Annotated in this window: 8 protein-coding genes; all 8 read right to left on the bottom strand. The window is 52.7% G+C overall.

The window, feature by feature from the left end:
• Nucleotides 1-28: 28 nt before the first annotated feature.
• The 8 genes from L6439_RS02725 to L6439_RS02690 all read right to left on the bottom strand — a co-directional run bounded on the left by L6439_RS02725 (nt 29) and on the right by L6439_RS02690 (nt 20,009).
• Nucleotides 29-1,198, bottom strand: coding sequence for an acyl-CoA dehydrogenase family protein (locus L6439_RS02725; protein WP_168177879.1), 1,170 nt, complete (start codon nt 1,196-1,198; stop codon nt 29-31).
• A gap of 26 nt (nt 1,199-1,224) precedes the next feature.
• Entirely contained in the window at nt 1,225-1,476 is a 252-nt protein-coding gene (locus tag L6439_RS02720; RefSeq protein ID WP_213470165.1) for an acyl carrier protein, read from the bottom strand.
• A 51-nt stretch (nt 1,477-1,527) separates the two neighbouring features.
• Complete coding sequence (locus L6439_RS02715; RefSeq protein ID WP_168177881.1) at nt 1,528-2,373, bottom strand: 3-hydroxyacyl-CoA dehydrogenase family protein; 846 nt, start codon at nt 2,371-2,373, stop codon at nt 1,528-1,530.
• Between the two features lie 401 nt (nt 2,374-2,774).
• A complete protein-coding gene (locus tag L6439_RS02710) occupies nt 2,775-4,391 on the bottom strand; it encodes a serine hydrolase domain-containing protein (protein WP_213470047.1) in 1,617 nt (538 codons plus the stop codon).
• A complete protein-coding gene (locus L6439_RS02705; protein ID WP_213470045.1) occupies nt 4,388-5,110 on the bottom strand; it encodes a thioesterase II family protein in 723 nt (240 codons plus the stop codon). The genes L6439_RS02710 and L6439_RS02705 overlap by 4 nt, the downstream gene beginning before the upstream one ends.
• A gap of 35 nt (nt 5,111-5,145) precedes the next feature.
• The gene (locus tag L6439_RS02700; protein ID WP_213470044.1) at nt 5,146-9,666 is read right to left on the bottom strand and encodes a non-ribosomal peptide synthetase; all 4,521 of its coding nucleotides are present in this window, start codon (nt 9,664-9,666) and stop codon (nt 5,146-5,148) included.
• A 4-nt stretch (nt 9,667-9,670) separates the two neighbouring features.
• Entirely contained in the window at nt 9,671-10,384 is a 714-nt protein-coding gene (locus L6439_RS02695; RefSeq protein ID WP_213470043.1) for a thioesterase II family protein, read from the bottom strand.
• A complete protein-coding gene (locus L6439_RS02690; RefSeq protein ID WP_213470042.1) occupies nt 10,377-20,009 on the bottom strand; it encodes a non-ribosomal peptide synthetase in 9,633 nt (3,210 codons plus the stop codon). Before L6439_RS02690 ends, L6439_RS02695 begins: the two co-directional genes overlap by 8 nt.
• Nucleotides 20,010-20,033: the final 24 nt, after the last annotated feature.

Below are 20,033 nucleotides of genomic sequence, written 5' to 3'. Positions count from 1 at the left end.
GGCCGCACCTGAAGGGGCCCTTGCCGTTTTACCCGCCTTCCCGCGTTTTTCTCCGCAGCGAGCGCCGAGCGGATACAAATTCCTGAGTAGCAATCAGGATTTCATGCATCTGGGTTGTTCCCTCAATAATTTCATTGATTTTCGCGTCCCTGAAATAGCGTTCCACGGGATAGCCGGCGTGGCAGCCATGGGCGCCATGGATCTGAACCGCGTCGCTGGCTGCTTTGTTTACGATAATCGACGCAAAATATTTGGCCGCCCACGTCTCCATGATGCTGTCCGGATCGCCTATGTCTTTCAAGTAACCGGCTCTATAGCATAGCAGTCTTGCCGCTTTCAATTGAACCGCCATTTCCGTAATCATCTTCTGAATGAGTTGATTCTCGCGCAGCGGCCTTCCGAACTGGGTTCTCGCGTTCGCATAATCAATGGATGCCTCAAGACAAGCTTGGGCCAGACCGACGCATCCGCAAGCGATTGTATATCTGCCGTAATCAAGGCTGGACAAGGCGACATGAGACAGCCCCGTACCGACTTGCCCCACCAGATTGGCGGCTGGAATACGGCAATTCTCAAAGCTTAGCTCGGCAAGCATAGAGGCCCTCGCTCCCAGGAGCCCGGACATCGGTCTAACCTCCAAACCTTCGCGGTTCCTCTCGACGATAAAGGCACTCGGCTTTCCTTCGCATTTGGCCAGAATGAGGAAGACATCGGCGATTTGCCCCATCGTAATCCATTTTTTACACCCGTTCAGCACATAGTGATCCTCAACAAGCGCGGCTGTGGTCTCGATGCTCTTGGCATCGCTGCCTACATTCGGCTCCGTCATCCCAAACGCGCCCACGGCCTCGCCGGAAGCCAATTGGGGCAGCCAGTCATCTTTTTGCGTCTCCGTTCCCCATCTGAAAATGGCCAAAGCAATCATTCCCTGGACAGTCAATAAGCTTCGGACCGAGGAACATCCGCGCCCTACTTCCTCATTCAAGATTCCCAGCGTGACGTTGTCCAGCTCCATTCCGCCATACTTCAGGGGCAGCATCGAGCCCAGAAAGCCTTGCTTCCTCACCTTCCTCAGCACATCCGGGCAGATCCGTTCCTCCTTGTCGTTCTGGCAAGCATAGGGAATGATTTCCGAATCGACAAAATCCTTGAATGTGCTTTGCCACTGCAATTGCTCTGACGTTAACTCCATTTTCATCCCGATCACCATCGCTTTACGGAATATTAGGATTGCTGCTCCACCGTTGTTTTAGCCGCAATCAAGCCGGCCATTCGATTGATCGTCCGGAAATGGTCCAAATCCATATCTTGGTTTTCAATCCGGATAGTGAATTCCTGCTCGAGGAACATCACCAATTGCATGGCAAACAATGAATTGGCAAATCCAAGCTCGAAAATGTCCTCGTCGTCCTGCAACTCCCGCTTACGGAAAAACCGGCATAAAAACTCTTTGATTTTCGCTTTGCTTTCTTCCATGCCCATACACTCCTTCCTGGATATCGAAGTTGATTGCCTATCAAGGAAACACTATTCATAGACGTAAAAACCCCGTCCGCTCTTTCTCCCGTATAATCCTGCATCCACCATCTTCCTTAACAGAGGGCAGCACCGGAATTTGGGGTCCTGGTAGCTTTCGTAGAGAACATTCAGGGAATGAACCACCGTATCGAGTCCGATTAAATCAGCGGTCTCCAGCGGTCCCATGGCGTGCCCGTAACATTTTTTAAAAATGTCATCCACTTCGGATGGGGACGCAACCTGATCCTGCACCACATAAGCCGCTTCATTCATGAACAGATGCGAAATCCGGTTGGATACAAAGCCCGGATAGTCGTTGACTACAATGATGTCCTTCCCCATCCTGCCCATCAGTTCTTCGACCGCTCGAACGCATTCGTCCGAGGTATAATACCCCCGAATGACCTCGACGGTTTTTTTGACAGGCACCGGGTTCATGAAATGAGTGCCGATTACGTTATGAGGGCGCGTAGTTACAGATGCTATCTTGGTGATAGAAATGCATGACGTATTGACCATAAAGATGCATTCCCGATTGCATATTCCGTCAATCGTCCCGTAAATTTCTTTCTTCACCTCCCAATCCTCTGTCGCATTTTCGATGACAAAACCGACGTCCTTCAGCACGCGGTTGTCCGTGCCGAATTCGATCCGGTTCATAATTTGCTCTGCATCTTCAAGGCCTTCGCCCGAACCGAACAAAGAGCGAAAACGAAGGTTATTCCTGATCTCCTTTTCCGCCCATTCCAGCTTATCCGCGCGCACATCCAGAAGAAGCGCTTGCAGCCCTGATTGGGCTAGGCTTTGCGCAACGCCGCTCCCCATGACGCCCGAACCGATAACACCGATTTTCATGACAACCCCTGCCTCACACCATATTTTGATTCCGTATCACTGGTCGTCGTAATCGCACCTCATAACCTTCTTTTCCCTCTCAGGCGGACTGCGATATAGGCGGCCCTGGCGCTCAGACAAAACTGTGCAGCGAGTCGCCAGGAATCTGTCTGACCGCCAGCGAGATGACCAATATATGAAAAAAAGCATTCTGTTATATCGCGCGTCTCTTCCCACAGTCTATTGACAAGCCGTCCCGCCACAACATAGGTCAGGGCCAGCACCCGCAATAACTCCCACAGAGATCAGCAGACCATATATATTAATGAAGCCCAGATAAATGAAACAGCAGATCAGGGTGACCAGACTGGTTCAACCCGAAAACAAGCACATTGACGACGCCGCTAATCGTCTCCGTATCGTTATTCACCACCGAATACAGCTTCTCTTTTGCAACTTTCTCCGGCAAACGGAAACATGGACTGCTTCCTCTGTCTCGGGAATAAGGCGTTAAGCAGCAAATAACCCGCAAACAGAACCAGGGCAATATACACGCTTAGAATCGCAGCGCGGAAGCTTGCAGGAGCCCATACCTCGACAAATTTCCAATCTACGCCATGAAACAAAACTTGCGGGATTTGCCAAAATGTGAGCGACAGGGTGCCGACAAATACGACAAAGCTCAAAAATCGAAGACCATTCCTCCTCCAGCCGTGTTGGAATCCTCTTCTCTTCCGGGCCACTTCCAAGATAGCGGCAGACCCATTCCACACGGTGAACGCCGCAAAAGGAATCGCCAGCCCCAACATCACAAGTGAAACCTGATCCACGCTGCGGTAAATATCCGTAATCTCCGTAACGGGATGTTTACGGATAAGAATATCCATAATACCTTGGCCGATGACTTCGGTATGAGCGGAATTCAGATTCGCCATGACCGCTACACCAAGCTTCTCCTCGGGACGAAAAACGACATAGGAAGAGAAGGAAGGATTGCTTCCGCCATGGGACAGTTCCCCTCCTCCGCTCTGATACACGTACCACCCTGCGGCATAGGAAGACCCGTCTTCCCCGGGAGGAACGGAGCGATCCGGCAGATGAGAATGGATAAGCGCTGTGTCCAATGCACCCGCAACCGATTGTGTGCCCATCTGAATTTTCAGCCACGCGGCCATGTCCCCGCTGTCTGTATAGATATATCCCGCCGGTGTATTGCCGCGGAATACGGGAGCGTCATAGGGTCTGGCCCGCAAATACCCAATCTTGTGTCCTTGTACCAGCTTGCGATGGTCCGCCCGCACTGCGGACACATACGTATGCCGCAGGCCGAGCGGTTCCAGTACGTTCTCTCGGATATAATTCTCATAGGAGACGCCAGCAACTTGCTGAATGATGTGCCCTAGAATGTCGTAATTCACCGTCGCGTATTGAAACCGCTCTCCCGGATAAAAGTCAAGAGCTTCATCTCCGAGAGCGCGGACCGTCTGTTCCAGCGCCCGGTCATCGCTTGAAGCGGGAATGCTGCTGATCGTTCGGAACGGAATCCCGCTCGTGTGGTACAGCAATTGCCGGATGGTGATAGCCGCCTTGCCATGGATGCGCTTCCCCTGGCGCTCTCCGGTATATGTCATATGGAGCCATGGCACATAGTCGGATACCAGAGCATCCAGTTTTAGCTGTCCCTCCTCTGCTAGCCGCAATATGCCAAGACCCGTAAAAGCCTTGCTGACCGACCCTAACTCAAACACGCTTTCGCTCGTGATGGGTTGCCCCGTTCTCAGATCGGAGAACCCGAAGCCTCGTTGATAGACCGTCTCTTCCCCTTTTACAATAACGACGGAGATGCCAGGGATCCTTCCTTTCTGCATTTGCGCGTGAATCAAGGCCTCGATCCTGGATAATTCCTCTTCCGTTAACGACGGCTCTGAAGACTTCGAAGCAAGGGCAGTTGCCGTCGGAACCACGCCGGATCCGATCCAGAGGCTGAGGAGGAGGACTGCGGCCATGAACGCTCTGTACGCTGCTCGACAGCTCTTCATACGCTGCTCCTTATTAGGGGCTTCATCAATTCATTGTTGATCAGATCAACGATCGCTTTCTCGTGGTCATGTATAAAAAAGTGCCCGCCATCGAATCGAGTAACGAAGCATGTGCCAGTCGTCAGTTCTCCCCAAGCAGCCAAGTGTTCTTCCTTGATCGCATCTCCCCGCCCTGTCAGGACATGGACGCCGCAATCCAGCTTCTCGCTCCTTTCTGTCGGATAGCAATATTCTTCAATCATTTTGAAGTCGGCCCGCAGGGCAGGCAGGAAGACATCGAACATGTCTTCGTCGCGCAAGATTTCGTCCGGCGTCCCGCCCAGCATTCTAATCTCTTCCTTGAATTGGTCATCGGGAAGGGCATGTATCTTTGGAGACTCGACTTTCACATGCGGAGCCCTTCTGCCCGATACGATCAATTGCGCAGGTTCAAGTCCCGTGCGCTGCTTGATTTTGATGGCCAATTCAAAGGCAAGCAAGCTTCCCATGCTATGCCCGAAAAGGGCAAACGGCCCTGCCAAATCCGGTGCAATCCTCGAGTAAATATCCTCTACCGCTTCCTCCAATCGGTCGCAATTCGCCTCGCGGAATCTTTTTCCCCTTCCCGGAAGCTCTACCGGACGCAATAGAATAGAAGAGTGAAGGCGCGAGCGCCAACTGCTGTAGATCATGGCCGTTCCTCCCGCATAAGGCAGACAAAATAGTATCATGCGGCTCATTATTCGCATTCTCCCTCCCCGTGCAAATGGTCCCGCTATGATGAAAAAATGCTGTCCAATTCCGACTGTGTCAGATCCGCGCCGTCAAAATCTGATGGCGTAAAGACGGACTCCGTCTGCTGGCTGCAAAATTGCACAACCTGCCTCAGCCGGGAATGGAACTCGTGCATGAACAGCTCCATCTCCGCTCGGGCGAACCTGGCTGAACGATAGCTTAACTGGAGAGATAGCCGGCGATGAAGAATTGCCCCATTGATCTCGATGCCGTACGAACTGCCGCTTCGGGAAGAAGCAATCGCCTCCGGATGACAAGCCAGTTCAAACATGTCATCCCTCCTCGCGCCAGTAAATTCCCCCAAATAATTGAAAAGCAATTCCCGTTCGCCGCTGTCCTTCCATTCTCCATTTAAATATTTAAGAATGCCGTATCCCGCTCCATTGGCAGGAATATTGCGCAATCGTTCCTTAACCTGCTTAATCGCGGACGCGAGATCCGTTCCCTCTAACACAATCGAAAAAGGAAATATATTCGTGAACCAGCCTACTGTACGGGACACATCCAGCCCTTCTTCCAGTTCATCGCGGCCATGGCTTTCCAGATCAAGGATAATTTCATGACGGCCGGTGTAAGTCCGGATGGCCAGCAGCAAGCTCGTCATGATCAACTCAAGCGGACGAGTGCGAGATGCGGCATTGGCCGCGGTCACTAATTGCTGCGTCTCCTCTTCCGACAGTTGAAAACTGAGGGAATCACGCGCATCCATACAGGGAGTGCTTCCCATTGGCGATTGGCAAGGGAATAAGAAGCGGCTCGACAGGACATGCTCCCAATAGCTGCCTTCCTCTTCCTTCACCCTCTGACCGTAACGCTCCAGCTTCTCAGCCCACTGCTGATAAGATAGCGTTTTGGCGGAAAATGCGATCTCCTCGCCCGCTTGCCACTGCCGTACGGCTTGGTTCAAATCCTCCAATAAAATCCTCCACGATACCCCGTCCACTACGAGGTGATGGGCCGTAAGGAGCAAATACGCCTCTTGGTCGCCATGGACGAACACCGCGGCCTGAATCAGCTTTTCCGTATACAGATTTTGTGCGCTTTCCATCGCATCGGCGATCCTCAGCATTTCTTCGTGCCTCTCCCGAGATGATAAACCGGACAGATCGTGCTCCTGAATGCGGAACGGAGCGGATAAATGGCGGTTATTATACTTGAGGCGCGTTCCCCCTGGCTCAAGATTCATTCGAAGTGTGTCATGATGGCGTAGAAGATGAGCCATCATCGACTCAAGCGTGTCTTTCGGAATGGGACGCTTCATTGTCAGCAGCACTCGTTGATGGTAATGCTGTGGCTGCTCCATCTCCTGCCCGAAGAACCAGGAGATGATCGGAGTGTGCGGAATGTTTCCCTCGCAGATTCGGTCATGCGTTTCGGCAGGGCCGGCAGCCTGGACGCGAGCTTCCATCTCTCCGATAATCGGATGCGTCAAAATATCATTTGCCGTGATACGAAGTCCTCTCGTCCGCAACAGAGACATAACTTGAATAGCTTTAATAGAATCGCCGCCCAATTGATAGAAATTGTCTCCTCTCCCGACACGCTCCAGCCCCAACACCTCTCCGATCGCCTCCCTGAGAATGGCCGCATCCTTGCTCTCGGGGAGAAAACCGCTCTCCTCCCATCCGCTCCCCTCGTGGATGGCGGACGGTTCGGGAAGCGCTGAGCGATTCAGCTTGCCATTGCGGGTGATCGGCATGCTCTCCAGCGTTACCATATGCAGCGGAATCATATAGTAGGGAAGCCGGGAAGCCAGAAACGCTTTGAGTTCCTTTATCGGTACGCTTTGTTTGGCGACAATATAAGCGCAGAGCTGCGGACTGCTTCCGTCTGTGGAACGGCTGACAACGGCTGCCTCGCGGATCGCCGGGTGAGCAAGCAGCGCATTTTCAATCTCGCCCGGTTCGATTCTATATCCCCGAATGCTGAGCTGCGCGTCCGCCCGGTCCTTATACTCCAATATCCCGTCTGGGCGGAATCGGCCGAGATCCCCTGTCCTGTACAATTTTTGATTCGGCAGATAAGGATGCCTCACAAAGCTCGCTTCCGTGGCATCGGGCCGGTTCAGATAGCCTTCGGCCAATCCGTCGCCCGATATATGAATCTCCCCTACACAACCTGTTGGAAGAAGCCGCAACTGCGAATCCAACACATAAATTTGCACATTGTCGGCCGGATGGCCGATCGGCAGCGAGCCCTCCGTATCCTTCTCTGGGTCATACTTATAGATCATGCAGCCAACGGTCGCTTCGGTAGGCCCGTATTCATTCCAAATTTCAACATTGCCGCCCCATGCGGCGTCGATTTCGGCGGCGAGACTCGACTTGAAGTCCTCCCCGCCGACAATCAGCCTTCTGACAGAGGATTGCCGGTAATCGCCCCCCTTCAGGAGCGACAAGTGGGATGGAGTCAGCTTCAATACAGTCGCCTTGTTCTCTTCCATTATTCGATACAGGACGTAGTCGTCCCCATCGTCCGGGTACACCGCAATCTGCCCTCCGCTTAGCAAAGGGGTGAATAGCGAGGTAACGGTAAGGTCAAAGGCCAGGGAGGAATACAGCGGAAATACTTCAACCTCCCCCCGCACATACATCTTGCAAGCCCAGCATATATAGTTGACCAACGCCTGCTGACGGATTAGCGTCCCCTTCGGCTTGCCCGTTGAGCCAGACGTATATATGACATACGCCAGATCCGACGGATTCAGGGAGACAGGAGCCGGCTCCGCCGGCCCTTGCTTCATATCCAGCTCGTCCAGCCTCAGGATGTCTCCGGCAAAGGAAAAAGAGTCGCTGACGTTAGTCAATACCAGCTTGACGGCAGCATCCTCCGCCATGAAAGCCAACCGCTCTTGCGGCAAGGAAGGATCAAGCGGAAGATAAGCTCCCCCGGCTTTGAACACGCCCAAAATGCCAATCACTGTCTCAAGAGAATGGATCATGTGTATCCCGACGACACTCTGATTGCAAATTCCCGAATGGCTCAGACGCGCAGCCAGACGATTAGCCCGTTCGTCAAGCTCACGATAAGTAAGGCTGGCTCCGCCGCAGGACACGGCGATCCGTTCCGGTGTTTTCCGAACCTGCTCTTCAAAAAGCCGGCTGATCGTTTTCTGCTTCGGGTATTCAGCCGTAAAGCGATTAAATCCGTGCAACTGCCACTCTTTCTCCTTCGAGGTAACCAAGCTGATCTCGCTTAGGGCCGCATTCGGCATGGCGAGAACCTGGTGCAATAACAGAATGATATGTTCATACATCTGCTCCACCTGCCGATCGGTATAGGCCCCGATCTGAACATCAATATCCAGTTGCAAGCAACCGGTGTCGGACCAATCCCGAATAATCCACTGCATAGCGTACAACTGCTCGCCGCTATAAAATTCCGTATTTGTCACCGGCGCCCCATTCACCTTGGTAATATGCGAGGTATTATAGTAATTCACGCAAAAGTCAAAGAGGGATTTTTGCTCCATTCCATTCGCATGTAAATCTTGAAGCAGCAAATTGTAAGGATATTTGTGATGCTTATAACAGAGCAGCATGTCCGCATGAAGATGTTCCAGCAACTCGCGGAATGTCCAATGTTCATCGAGCCGAAACCGGAATGGCATCGTACTGGTGAACATGCCGAAGATGCTTTTCTGAAGCACGCCGCTTCGGTTAAAGACGGGCGTTCCGATAACGGCTTCCTGCCGCCCTGTAACTTTGTTCAAATAAAGAAAATAGAGGGCGGTGAAATACGTATTCATCGAATACGAATGTTGAACCGCCGCCGCCTTCAATGCCGAGGATAGTCCGGCATCAAGGGGAAATGATATGCGGCGTCCTTGAACTCCCGCGGAATGGGTAAAGACAGATTCAGGCAAAGACTGGAATTTGTCCAGCCAGAAAGAGCGATCCTGCTCGAATCGGCGGGATGATAAATATTTTTCCTCTTGAGCAATGTATTCCGAATATGCGGGAGCCTCGTCAGGCACCGTCTCTTCGCCTTGAAGCAGCATCGTATAGATGCTCCATATTTGACGAGTCAGCATGGCCATGGACCATCCATCCGCGATAATATGATGGAGCTTGACAAAAAAGCCGTTATCCGATGTTGACAAGGTAAACAACGCAAAATAATACAGTCGTTGCCCTATTAACGGGAACGGTTCGGAAGATTTAGCCCGCACCCAGGCATCGAATGCCTGATTCGGGCTGGCCTCCTGCGAGAAATCGAACCTGTCCACGGGCTTCGCCTCCGCATCGCCGACGAATTGCTTGATTTCGCGGGAGTCATCGGAGTCATGGACAAGCGTCAATCGAATTCCGGCATGAGACTGAACAAACAACCGGATCGCTCGTTCCATCTTGTCGAAGTCGAGACGGCCCTGGACTCGGCTGACGCCGCCAATATTGTGCAAGGAGGAATGCGGAAATATATTTTCAACCGTCCATATTCTTTGCTGGGGGTGAGTGAGTCGGTGCAAGACGGTATGAGCAGGTCGCTCCAAATCGTTCATCGTATCATCCTTCTTTCTTCAAATTTTGCAAAATTTGGTCGATGACCTGCCGCTCTTCCTCATAAATAAAATAATGTCCGCCCCGGAAAAACTTGAATTCGCAGGCCTTTTCCGACAGTTGCCTCCATTCGCCAAGTTCTTCCCCCACCCAAGCATCCTGTTCTCCATTCATAATGACGAGCCGGCATGTAAGCTTGTCTCTCCCCGGCCGGAACCGGTAAGTCTCGCATACGCGCAAATCGCCCCGGAAAATCGGGAGATATACATCCCGGATCTCGGCATCATTGCGGTCCCATGCCCCATTGCCCAGCTCCAGCAGCAAATCCCATAGCTCATTGTCCGGCAATCGATGCAGGCCATGATGCACGGGGAACCGGTTGGGAGGCAATTGTCCCGCCAGAAATAACGCTTCCGGCGGGCGTACCCCCATGTTCTGCAACTGCCAGGCCAATTCATAAGCGAGCAGACTGCCCATGCTGTGTCCGAACAGCGCGTAAGGCTGATCCAGGGGATAACGAAGCATCAGCGCGCGCAGATCTTCCAGAGCATCGTCGAAGGACGGATACAATGCTTCGGCAAATCTTTTCCCCCTGCCTGCAAGCTCTAGAGGAATCAGATCGACCGAGGCGGGAACAAGCTCCTTCCAATGATGGAACAGAGAAGCGGAGCCTGCCGCATGCGGGATACAAAACAATTTACACCGGCTGCTTTTACTCATCTCCCGCTCTCTCCTCCAAGTACTGCGCTAATTGCTTGATCGTCTGGTACTGATACAATTCACGCAAAGAAATCGTTATCTGCATATCCCGCTCGATCTCCGCGATTAACTTGGTTGCTTTCAGAGACTGCCCGCCCAAATCAAAGAAATTATGGGCAATCCCAATAGGCGCAACCTTCAAATTTTTCTCCCACAAGGCAACCAGTTTCCGCTGCAAATCATTGGCGGGCTCTTCATATTCGGCTTCTCCCGCCACATCGATCGGCATGCTTTTGAGCTGCTTTTTGTCAATCTTTCCGTTGCTCGTTACAGGCAGCTTGTCCAGACGGACAAAGGCGGACGGGAGCATGTACACAGGTAAAACGTTGGCGAGAAAGTCCTTCAGCTCCTGGGCCGGGACTTGTTCCTGTTCCACGATAAATGCGCATAAGTAACCGTCTTGATTCCCATCGATTCGATGGATGACAGCGGCCTCCTTGATGGCGGCATGCTTCAAGAGCGCATGTTCGATTTCACCAATCTCAATGCGGTGGCCGCGTAGCTTGACCTGCTCATCGATTCGCCCGGCGTATTCGATGCTTCCATCAGGCAGCCACCTTCCCAAGTCCCCCGTTCGATACATGCGCTCACCGAGCCTGAACGGATTATCCAGGTAATGCTTGGCTGTAGTTGAAGGAAGCTGGATATAGCCTTGCGTGACTCCTTCGCCCCCCACATAAATTTCTCCAACGATTCCAATAGGCTGAAGAGAACCCGCCTGGTTCAAAATATAAATTTGCGTGTTCGGAAGGGGCTTGCCGATAGGAACCGATTGTTTAATCCGGGAACTGGAATCGGGTCTCCACATGGTTGTGATGATCGTCGTTTCCGTAGGACCGTACAGATTGACATACTCCAATCTGCTCCATCTTTCATAGTCATGGACGGATATAGCCTCCCCTGCGGTAATGAGCAAGCGCAAGGTACGGAAATCATCAGGTTCGAGATATGCGAGATACGATGGGGTTACCGTCATGATGGTAATCCGATTCTCGTTCATAAATTCGGCCAGGGAAGAGGGCCTCAGCACCGTTTCCTTGGGAACCAGGTACAAGGCTGCGCCCGTAAGCAAGGCTGTAAAGATTTCCAATAAGGCCATATCGAAGGCAAAGCTCGCCATTTGCGTGACCCGCTCCCCCTGCGCCGCATTCCAATCCAATGCGAAAAAATGGGTCAGGTTCGCAAGGCCGCGATGGGGAACGCGCACTCCTTTCGGATTTCCCGTCGAGCCCGACGTATAGATCACATAAGCGAGATGATGGAGTTGGACATCGTTTTCCGGGTTAGGGAAACAGGATTCTTCCAGCCGGCTCTTCTCGTGCTGGTAAGTCAGAACGGTCTGGCACGAGACCCGAGCGCAATGCGAAGCGTCGGCAATGACGATTTTCGCCCCGCTATTATCCACGGCATACTGCACTCTTTCCAGCGGGTATTCAGGATCAAGCGGCAAAAATGCCGCTCCGGCCTTAAGAATAGCCAGCATGGCAATAACCATATCAAGCGACTTATTCATATAGATGGCGATGACATCGTTCGCCGCCGTCCCCTTCGCCTGGAGGACATAGCATAACTCATTCGCGAGTTGATTTAACTCATGATAGGTCAACATCGTGTCCATCCATGCCACGGCAGGCGCATGAGGCGTCTTGGCAGCCCATCGCTCGAAGACATGATGAGCAAGCATGCGTTCATCAACAGGCGTGACAGGCTGGTTGAATGCGGTTAAGATCCGGTCCTGTTCCTCGTCCGGAACCATATTCAGCTCTTGAATCCGGGCATCAGGATTCACGAAGATGCGGCTTAACAGCGCCTCATAATGACGGAACAGGCGCTCAACCGTCTCTTGCTCGAAGAGAGAAGTCGCATATTCACAGTTGAAGCGGATACCTTCGCTATGTTCATGAACCGATACGGATAAATCGAACTTCGAGCTGATATGCTCGCTCCTCCAGACCGATATCGTCAAATCATCCAGACGGAGCTCGGGCACCCTCATATTTTGCATATCAAAAATAACAGTGAACAAAGGATTGCGGCTCGGGTCGAATTTCAAATTCAGCTTCTCGATCATTAGCTCCAGCGGGTAGTCTTGGTGTTCAAAGGCCAGAAGCAGTTCTTCTTTGACTTCGGCCATAAAATCATGAAACCTTTTCGCCGGTTCAGGCTTGCCTCTAAACGGAAGCGTGTTGACGAACATGCCTACCGCCCCTTCAACATCCTCATGGGATCTTCCTGCTACAGGAATGCCAATAAGAACATCCTCGCTTCCGGAATACTTATGAAGCAGAACCTGAAAAGCAGACAACAAAATCATATACAGCGTCGCCCCGGTCTTGTGCGACAGCTCCGTCAGCTTGACGGCAAGGGCTTTGTCCAGTTCGAACGGAAGCATCTTCCCTTCGAATCGCTGCTGAGGAGGGCGTGAATAATCGGTGGGCAATTGCAGCACCGGAAGCTCCCCGGCAAGCCGTTCCAACCAGAATCGTTCCTTCTCCGCCATCTCGGGCGCAAGCAATCGCCGCTTCTGCCAGACGGTAAAATCCTTATATGAGACGGGAAGCGGCGGCAACGATTCCCCTCTGTACAACCGCATGAACTCCTCGACCAGAATCCCGATCGATGTGCCATCCGCAACGATATGGTGCATGTCAATCAGGAAAAGATGCTTTTTCTCGTTCAGCCGAATCAGGCCGATTCGGAGCATCGGCGCTTCCTGCATCCGGAAAGGCCGAACAAATGCGGACACCAATTCTTGCAGTTCCGCTTCGCTTGAGTCCGGCGCCTCCTTGTACCAGATGGACCCCGTTGCCTGCTCAACCACTTGTTGTACAGGCTCTTCACCCTCCATAAAAAAGATCGTCCTCAAAATTTCATGCCGTCGCAGAAGTTGTTGATAGACATGCTCAACCTGCCGCACATTCAGCGAGCCCTCCACCAGCAGAGCGGAAGACAAGTTGTAACTCGTGCCGATTCCTTTATATTGTTCCAATATAAACAGCCGCTTCTGGGCTGAAGTCAGCGGGTATGTCCGCATGGCCTCGGCCGCAGGGATCGCCTGGAACGGCCGGGCTTCCTGTCCGTCCATGAACGATGCCAGCGTTCGAACGGAAGGATGAAGAAAAATATCCCGCAACGAAAGCTTCCGATTCAGCTTCTTTCCAATTTTGGACACGGCCCGCATCGCTCTTAACGAATGTCCGCCCTGTTCGAAAAAGTTGTCTTCTCTCCCGATATCCTTTATCTCTAGCACTTCCGCAAAAATCTCCGCCAGTTGCCGCTCCAATCCGGTAAGCGGGGCCGCAGATGCTGCCGGCATGGAAGGGGGCTGTGCTTTTTCCGCGCTCGGCAGGGCGCGGTAATCCACCTTGCCGTTCGCGCTGAACGGCATGGCCTTCAGCGGGACGATGTGAGATGGTATCATGAACGCCGGCAATTTTTCAGCCAGATAGGATCGAATGTAAGCGGGAGTCAATGGTGTCTCAGCGACATAGAACAGACACAGTTCCTTGCTGCCGTCTGCCTGTTCCTTGACGGTGGCAGCGGCTTCGCTCACCTCCTTGTGCCGCAACAAGATCGCTGTAATCTCTGCCGGCTCGATCCGGTATCCGCGAATTTTGACCTGGTGGTCGCTTCGCCCGATCAGCTCCACCTTGCCATCGGGCAGCCATCTTGCCAGATCCCCCGTGCGGTACATGATCGTCCCCTTGTCCACCGGATTCGGAACGAATGCCAAGCGGGTCAGCTCGGGCTGATTCAGATAACCCAAGCCCAGCGATTGTCCGGCGATGCACAGTTCTCCCACTACGCCTCTCGGAACGAGCCTGAGATGTTGGTCCACAATATAAAATTCGGTATTGGCGATCGGCTCTCCAATCGAAGGGCGCATCTGCAAATCGCTATCCCTGTTGATGGTCAGCGCGGAGACCACATGGGTTTCCGAAGGGCCATAATGATTGTGCAAAGATTTGCTGCTGCTTCTCAGCAAATCCATAAACCGCGAAGAAAGGATAAGAGCTTCTCCCGCGACCACGATATGTTTCACCGAAGAGGCAAACAAGGCATCGACCTCATCGTCCTCACGGATCAGAAAATTGAAATAGGCGGTCGGCAGAAACATGGTGTCTATTTGATTATCCGTTACATATTGAAGCAGCAAATGCGGCGTCTTTTTCACGTGATCATCAATAACGACAAGCTCGCCTCCGGACAGCAACGTTAACAGCATCTCTTGATAGCATACATCGAACCCGATCGCAGAAGCGTGCAGAACCCGCCCCGACAACGTAATATTGGATTGCCGCTGATGATGAACGAACAGATTATGAAGATTGCTATGGGAAATCTGCACGCCTTTGGGCGTCCCCGTCGTGCCGGACGTGTAAATGACATACAAGACATCCCTGCCGCCAGCTGTTGGTTCCAGATTAGCCGGATTTCCCTGGAACATGTCCTCATCCACAGTCAGCACTTCGCAGTCCTGCAGATCCACGCTTTCAACTCCTGCATTCAGAAGCAGCTTGGCTTTACTGTCTGCCGCCATATATTGAATGCGCGAAGGCGGAGACGCAGCATCTACCGGCATAAATGCCCCGCCGGCCTTGAGGACCGCCAGGATAGCCGCAGCATAGGCAAACGAGCGCTCTCCCCGGATCGCTATCATGCTGCCTCGGCCCACTCCTTTGCTCCGAAGCATCCTGGCGAGCTGATTGGCTTTGGCATTGAGTTCTTCATACGTGTATCCTTGATCGTCACTGCGAATCGCGATGCGATTTGGAGTTCGAAGCACCTGCGCTTCAAATAATTGCGCGATGCCCGCTTGCGCCGCAAAAGGCAGCCGTTCGCCCTTGCCTTGCCGCGTCAAATATTCCTTTTCCCGCTCTGACACGATATCCACGTCCTTGATTGGCTTGTCCGCATGCTCTGTCACCGTATCCAGGACGCGTATCAGACAATCGGCGAACCTTTCCATCGTCTCCCGCCGGAACAGCGATGCCGCATATTCCATGGTCAGACAAATATCGTCCTGGTCCTGCTCGGCTTGCAGCAGCAGATCAAACTTGGCCGATTTCCAGTCATACTCATAGGCGCGTGCCCGCAGGTTCGCGATATGCCAAGTGGTTGTGTCCATGTTCTGCAACGCAAACATCGTATCGAACAGCGGATTGCGGCTTGTGTCCCGCCCCGCGTTCAATTCCTGCACCAACTCCTCGAACGGGTAATCCGGATGCTCGAACGCATTCAGTGCCGCATTCTTCACTTCCTGCAAAAACTCCGAGAACGTTTTGTCTCCTTGCGGCCGGCTGCGGATGGCCAGCGTGTTCACGAACATTCCGAGCACGCCTTCCAGATCCGCATGTCCTCTCCCCGCGACGGGCGTCCCCACGATGATATCTTCCTGCCCCGTATATTTGTGCAGCAGCACTTGGTACGCGGCCAGCAGCAGCATATACAGCGTAACTCCGCTTTCCCGGCAGCAGGCCTCGATCTGTCCGGACAGCCTTCGGCCCAGCCGGAAGCTGTATTGGCTCCCTTGGAAATCCTGCACCGCAGGACGCGGATAGTCCGTCGGCAGTTGCAGCACGGGCACTTCTCCCGACAGCTCGTTCCGCCAAAATTCCTTCTGCCTCCGCATCGCCTCCCGGGTCATCTGTGCCTGCTGCCATACCGCGTAATCCTTGTACTGGATCGCCAGCGGCGCCAAACTGTCTCCCTTGTACAGCTTCATGAATTCATCGACCCAGATGTTAAGCGACGTGCCATCCGAGATAATATGGTGCATATCGAGCAGCAGGAGATGCTTCTCTGGCCCGATGCGGATGATTCCCATGCGAATCAGCGGCGCCTCGCTCAGCCGGAACGGGCGAATGAACGCTTCGATCCGCTTCGCCAGCTCGGCTTCCCCCGCTTCAGGCGCTTCTTCGCAGATCAGCTCCGCCTGTAGCCCCTCCATCTCTTCGATCCGTTGAACCGGCTCGTCATTCACGACATGGAACGAGGTTCGGAGGATCTCATGCCGATGGAGGAGCTGCCTGTAGCTGTCACGCACCCGCCCGATGTCCAGCGGTCCCTCCACCTGCAAGACGAACGGCATGTTATAGCTCGTGCCGATATCCTCGAATTGTTCCAGGATATACAGCCGCTTCTGCGCCGATGACAACGGGTAGTACTCCCTCTGTTCCGCCGGCTGTATCGGAACAAAGCGGCTGCTTGCCTCCTTGCTCCGCATGTGCTCCGCAAGTTCCTTAATCGTGGGGAACTGAAAAATATCCCGCAGAGCCAAGCCGCAGTGCAATCGTTTATGAAGATGCTGCACAAGTCTTGCCGCTTTTAACGAATGCCCTCCCAGATCGAAGAAGCTGTCATTTCGGCCCACGGCGTCAATGCCCAGGATGTCCCGAAAGATATCCGCAAGCTCCCGCTCCAACCCTTCGAGCGGCTCCTGCATCGTCCGATTGCTGCTTAACACTTCCAATGGATCGGGCAGCCTGCGCTTATCCAATTTTCCGTTGAGAGTCAAAGGCATCTTGTCCAATGCGACAAAATAGGACGGAACCATAAACTGCGGAAGCCGCTTGGACGTATACTCTTTCACTTCTTTGACGCTCAGCGGTTCATTTGCGACATAATAAACGCACAGTTCCTTGCTCCCATCCTCCATTTTCAACACCTGCACCGATGCTTGATGAATCTGTTTGTGCGTCAGCAAGCAGGTCGTAATTTCCCCCAATTCCATTCGGTATCCCCGAATCTTGACTTGATCGTCGATTCGCCCTATATATTCAAGCGTCCCGTCCATATTCCATCTGGCCAAATCACCCGTTTGATATAACCTTTCGCCATCATGGAAGGGGCTTGGCTTGAACTTTTGACTCGTGAGCTGTTCCTGGTTGAGGTATTCTCTGGCTACTCCGGTTCCGCCAACATACATTTCTCCCACCACCCCGGCAGGCACCCTTCGCAGCCACGGGTCTAATATATGGACTTGGTAAGAAGGAAGGGCTGTGCCAATATCCAGACTGTTATGCCGGATATCTGCATCCGTCAATTCCTTATAGGTGACGTGCACGGTCGTTTCCGTAATGCCGTACATATTCACTAATTTGACCCCAGGATAGGCGTCCTTCCACTTCTTCAATAAGACAGGCTGCAGCGGCTCCCCTCCGAATACAACCGTGCGCAGGCCCGGGAGCTGCGCACGGGAGCTTACCGCTTCGTGGGCGAATTGATAAAAAGCCGACGGCGTCTGGCTAAGTATCGTAATGTGCTGCTCCGCCGCGAGCCGCACGAAGGATTGCGGATCGGCCGCAAGACTTCTCGGAACAATAACAAGCTTGGCTCCATGGAGCAGCGCCCCGAATATCTCCCATACCGAGAAATCAAATGATGTCGAGTGGAAAAGCGACCATACATCACCCGCGTCAAACGAGAAGAGGGGCGCAGCCGTTCGGAACAGATGCACGACATTGCGATGCTCCACCACGACCCCCTTCGGCTTGCCCGTAGAGCCTGAAGTATATAGAACATATGCCGCGCCGTCGGATGGAACCGGAATCGCAACCCGTTCTGTCGCAAAAGACCGCAAACTGCGCACGTCATGCCGGCGCTTCCGCTTCTCGGCCGATATCCGTTCGCGGGAGCCGGTCTTATCCACTTGCAGGATCGCATCATAGCGGAACATCGTAAGTTCATTCGGAATCGTATAGATTTTGTCCGAAAATTCGATACCGCTTATGCTGTCGCACTCCAGTTGAAAATCGCGAAAAAAGCCGCGGGACAAAAACAACTCATTCTCGAATTCCTTCTTCGTCTTATATTCCGGATGAGCCTCGTTGAAGGCCGCAAGATCCCGTAAAAATTCATCCTTGGAATCTTGATCCATAATATCTCCAATGAACAATATGCCCCGGTCAGCCAAGAGTTCAATCGCTGCTCGCAGCACCTTGCGCAAATAATGATGGCCTTTGAACACCTGTACGACACTGTTAAGGATAATGACATCGAACTTATCTTCACCCAGTTGATCGATCTGATCCGCCGGAAGACATGCCAGCTTGACATGATGATGCCCCTCCTGCTGAACCCTTGCCTGGCAATTGCGAATCATGCTGGAGGACAGATCCGTTCCGTAATAGAATCCGGCGTAAGGAGCCAGCGCGAACATGCTGATCCCCGAAGCGCAACCAATTTCAAGCACTCTCGTTTTTTTATTTACATAAGGCAGCAGCTTTTGCTTAATGTTATTGGCATATTCATCCATTTCTTCGCGGGACAAATCTTCGCGGGTATAACTGTTCACCCACGCTCCGCCGGAAATATCATCTGTAGCCTGATCGGCAACAAAGTTCCATACGCCCTGGCTCATAAATTCGCTGTCTTGTTCTTCCTCTTCATCGATTTGCTCGGTGTCCAGACATAAATAAGCTTCGAAATGCTCTATCTCCCATTGCAGCTTATTCAATTGGCGAATGTAGTTTTTGGAGGAGATCACGGTTCGAATCCGCCCATCCTCCAAAATGGCCTTGATGCGCCGGATCGGGAATTCGGGATCAATCGGGACGTAGGTTCCCCCTGCCTTTAAAATGCCAAGCATGCTGATGACCGAGGAGGAGGAGTTGTCGAGCATGATTCCTACCCGCTCCTCATCCGTCAATCTCCGGGATTCGAGCAAATAACGCGCGATTTGATTAGCCTTGTGATCGATTTCCTCGTACGTGAATGTATCCTCCCGCTCGACGATAGCGATGGCCTCGGGATTCTTGTCTGCTTGTTCCTCAAAAGCGGCATGGATGGCCGCGCACTTCCGCGCTTCCCCGTTCTCCGGCCCTGGAGCATGTTCACGGTCGGCAGCTTCGATGGCCAAATCGTAGGATTGAAGCGGCTTCTCGGGACAGAATAGCAACTGTTCCATGATCTGCTCGTAATGAGCAAAGAGCTGGCTAATAAATACTTCATCATAAGCTTCGGGACGATAACGGATCTGTACGCTGACGCGGTCCGAGCTTCGCCGGAATTCAAAACGGCAGTCGTAAGCGATTCCATCGACAAGCCCCTCCTCATGGACTCCTTCCATCATCGCAATCACGTTGCAGTGCCGGCCTGAGCTCTGATCGATGCCAATCATATCGAGCAGCAGCTCGAACGGAAAGTTCTGATGCTTGTCGGCTTCAACCAGCTTCTCCTTGATGTGAGCAATGAACTCCTTGCTATGACGAGATGAAGTAACATCCGACTTCAACAGGATCAATGGATTTAGAAGATCATCGCCCGCCGTATGGCTGGTGATGACGGGTATGCCGCAAATAACCGAAGAATCGCCTGTATAGCGGTGAAGCACATAGCTAACCCCGGCAAGCAGCAGGATGAATAAGCCGTAGTCAGACGATCTGCTGACGGCAATAAGCCGGTCACTCAGCGGATCGTTCAAGTAAAATTGCTTGGTCCGGGAGTGCCCCTCCCGGCCAGACCTTAACGCCTGATAAGAAATACGAGTCATTGCCGAGCAATCTGCAAGCTGCTTCAACCAATATCGCTTCTCCTGCTCGAGTCTCGCGTCCGACAACAATATATTTTTTTCGAGCGTATCCATCCATTGTCCCCTTCCCTGCCTACT

The sequence above is a fragment of the Paenibacillus dendritiformis genome (genome assembly GCF_021654795.1).
Classification (GTDB): Bacteria; Bacillota; Bacilli; order Paenibacillales; family Paenibacillaceae; genus Paenibacillus_B.
The sequence above is the reverse complement of the archived record's forward strand: the minus strand, read 5'-3'. Positions and strand labels throughout refer to the sequence as shown.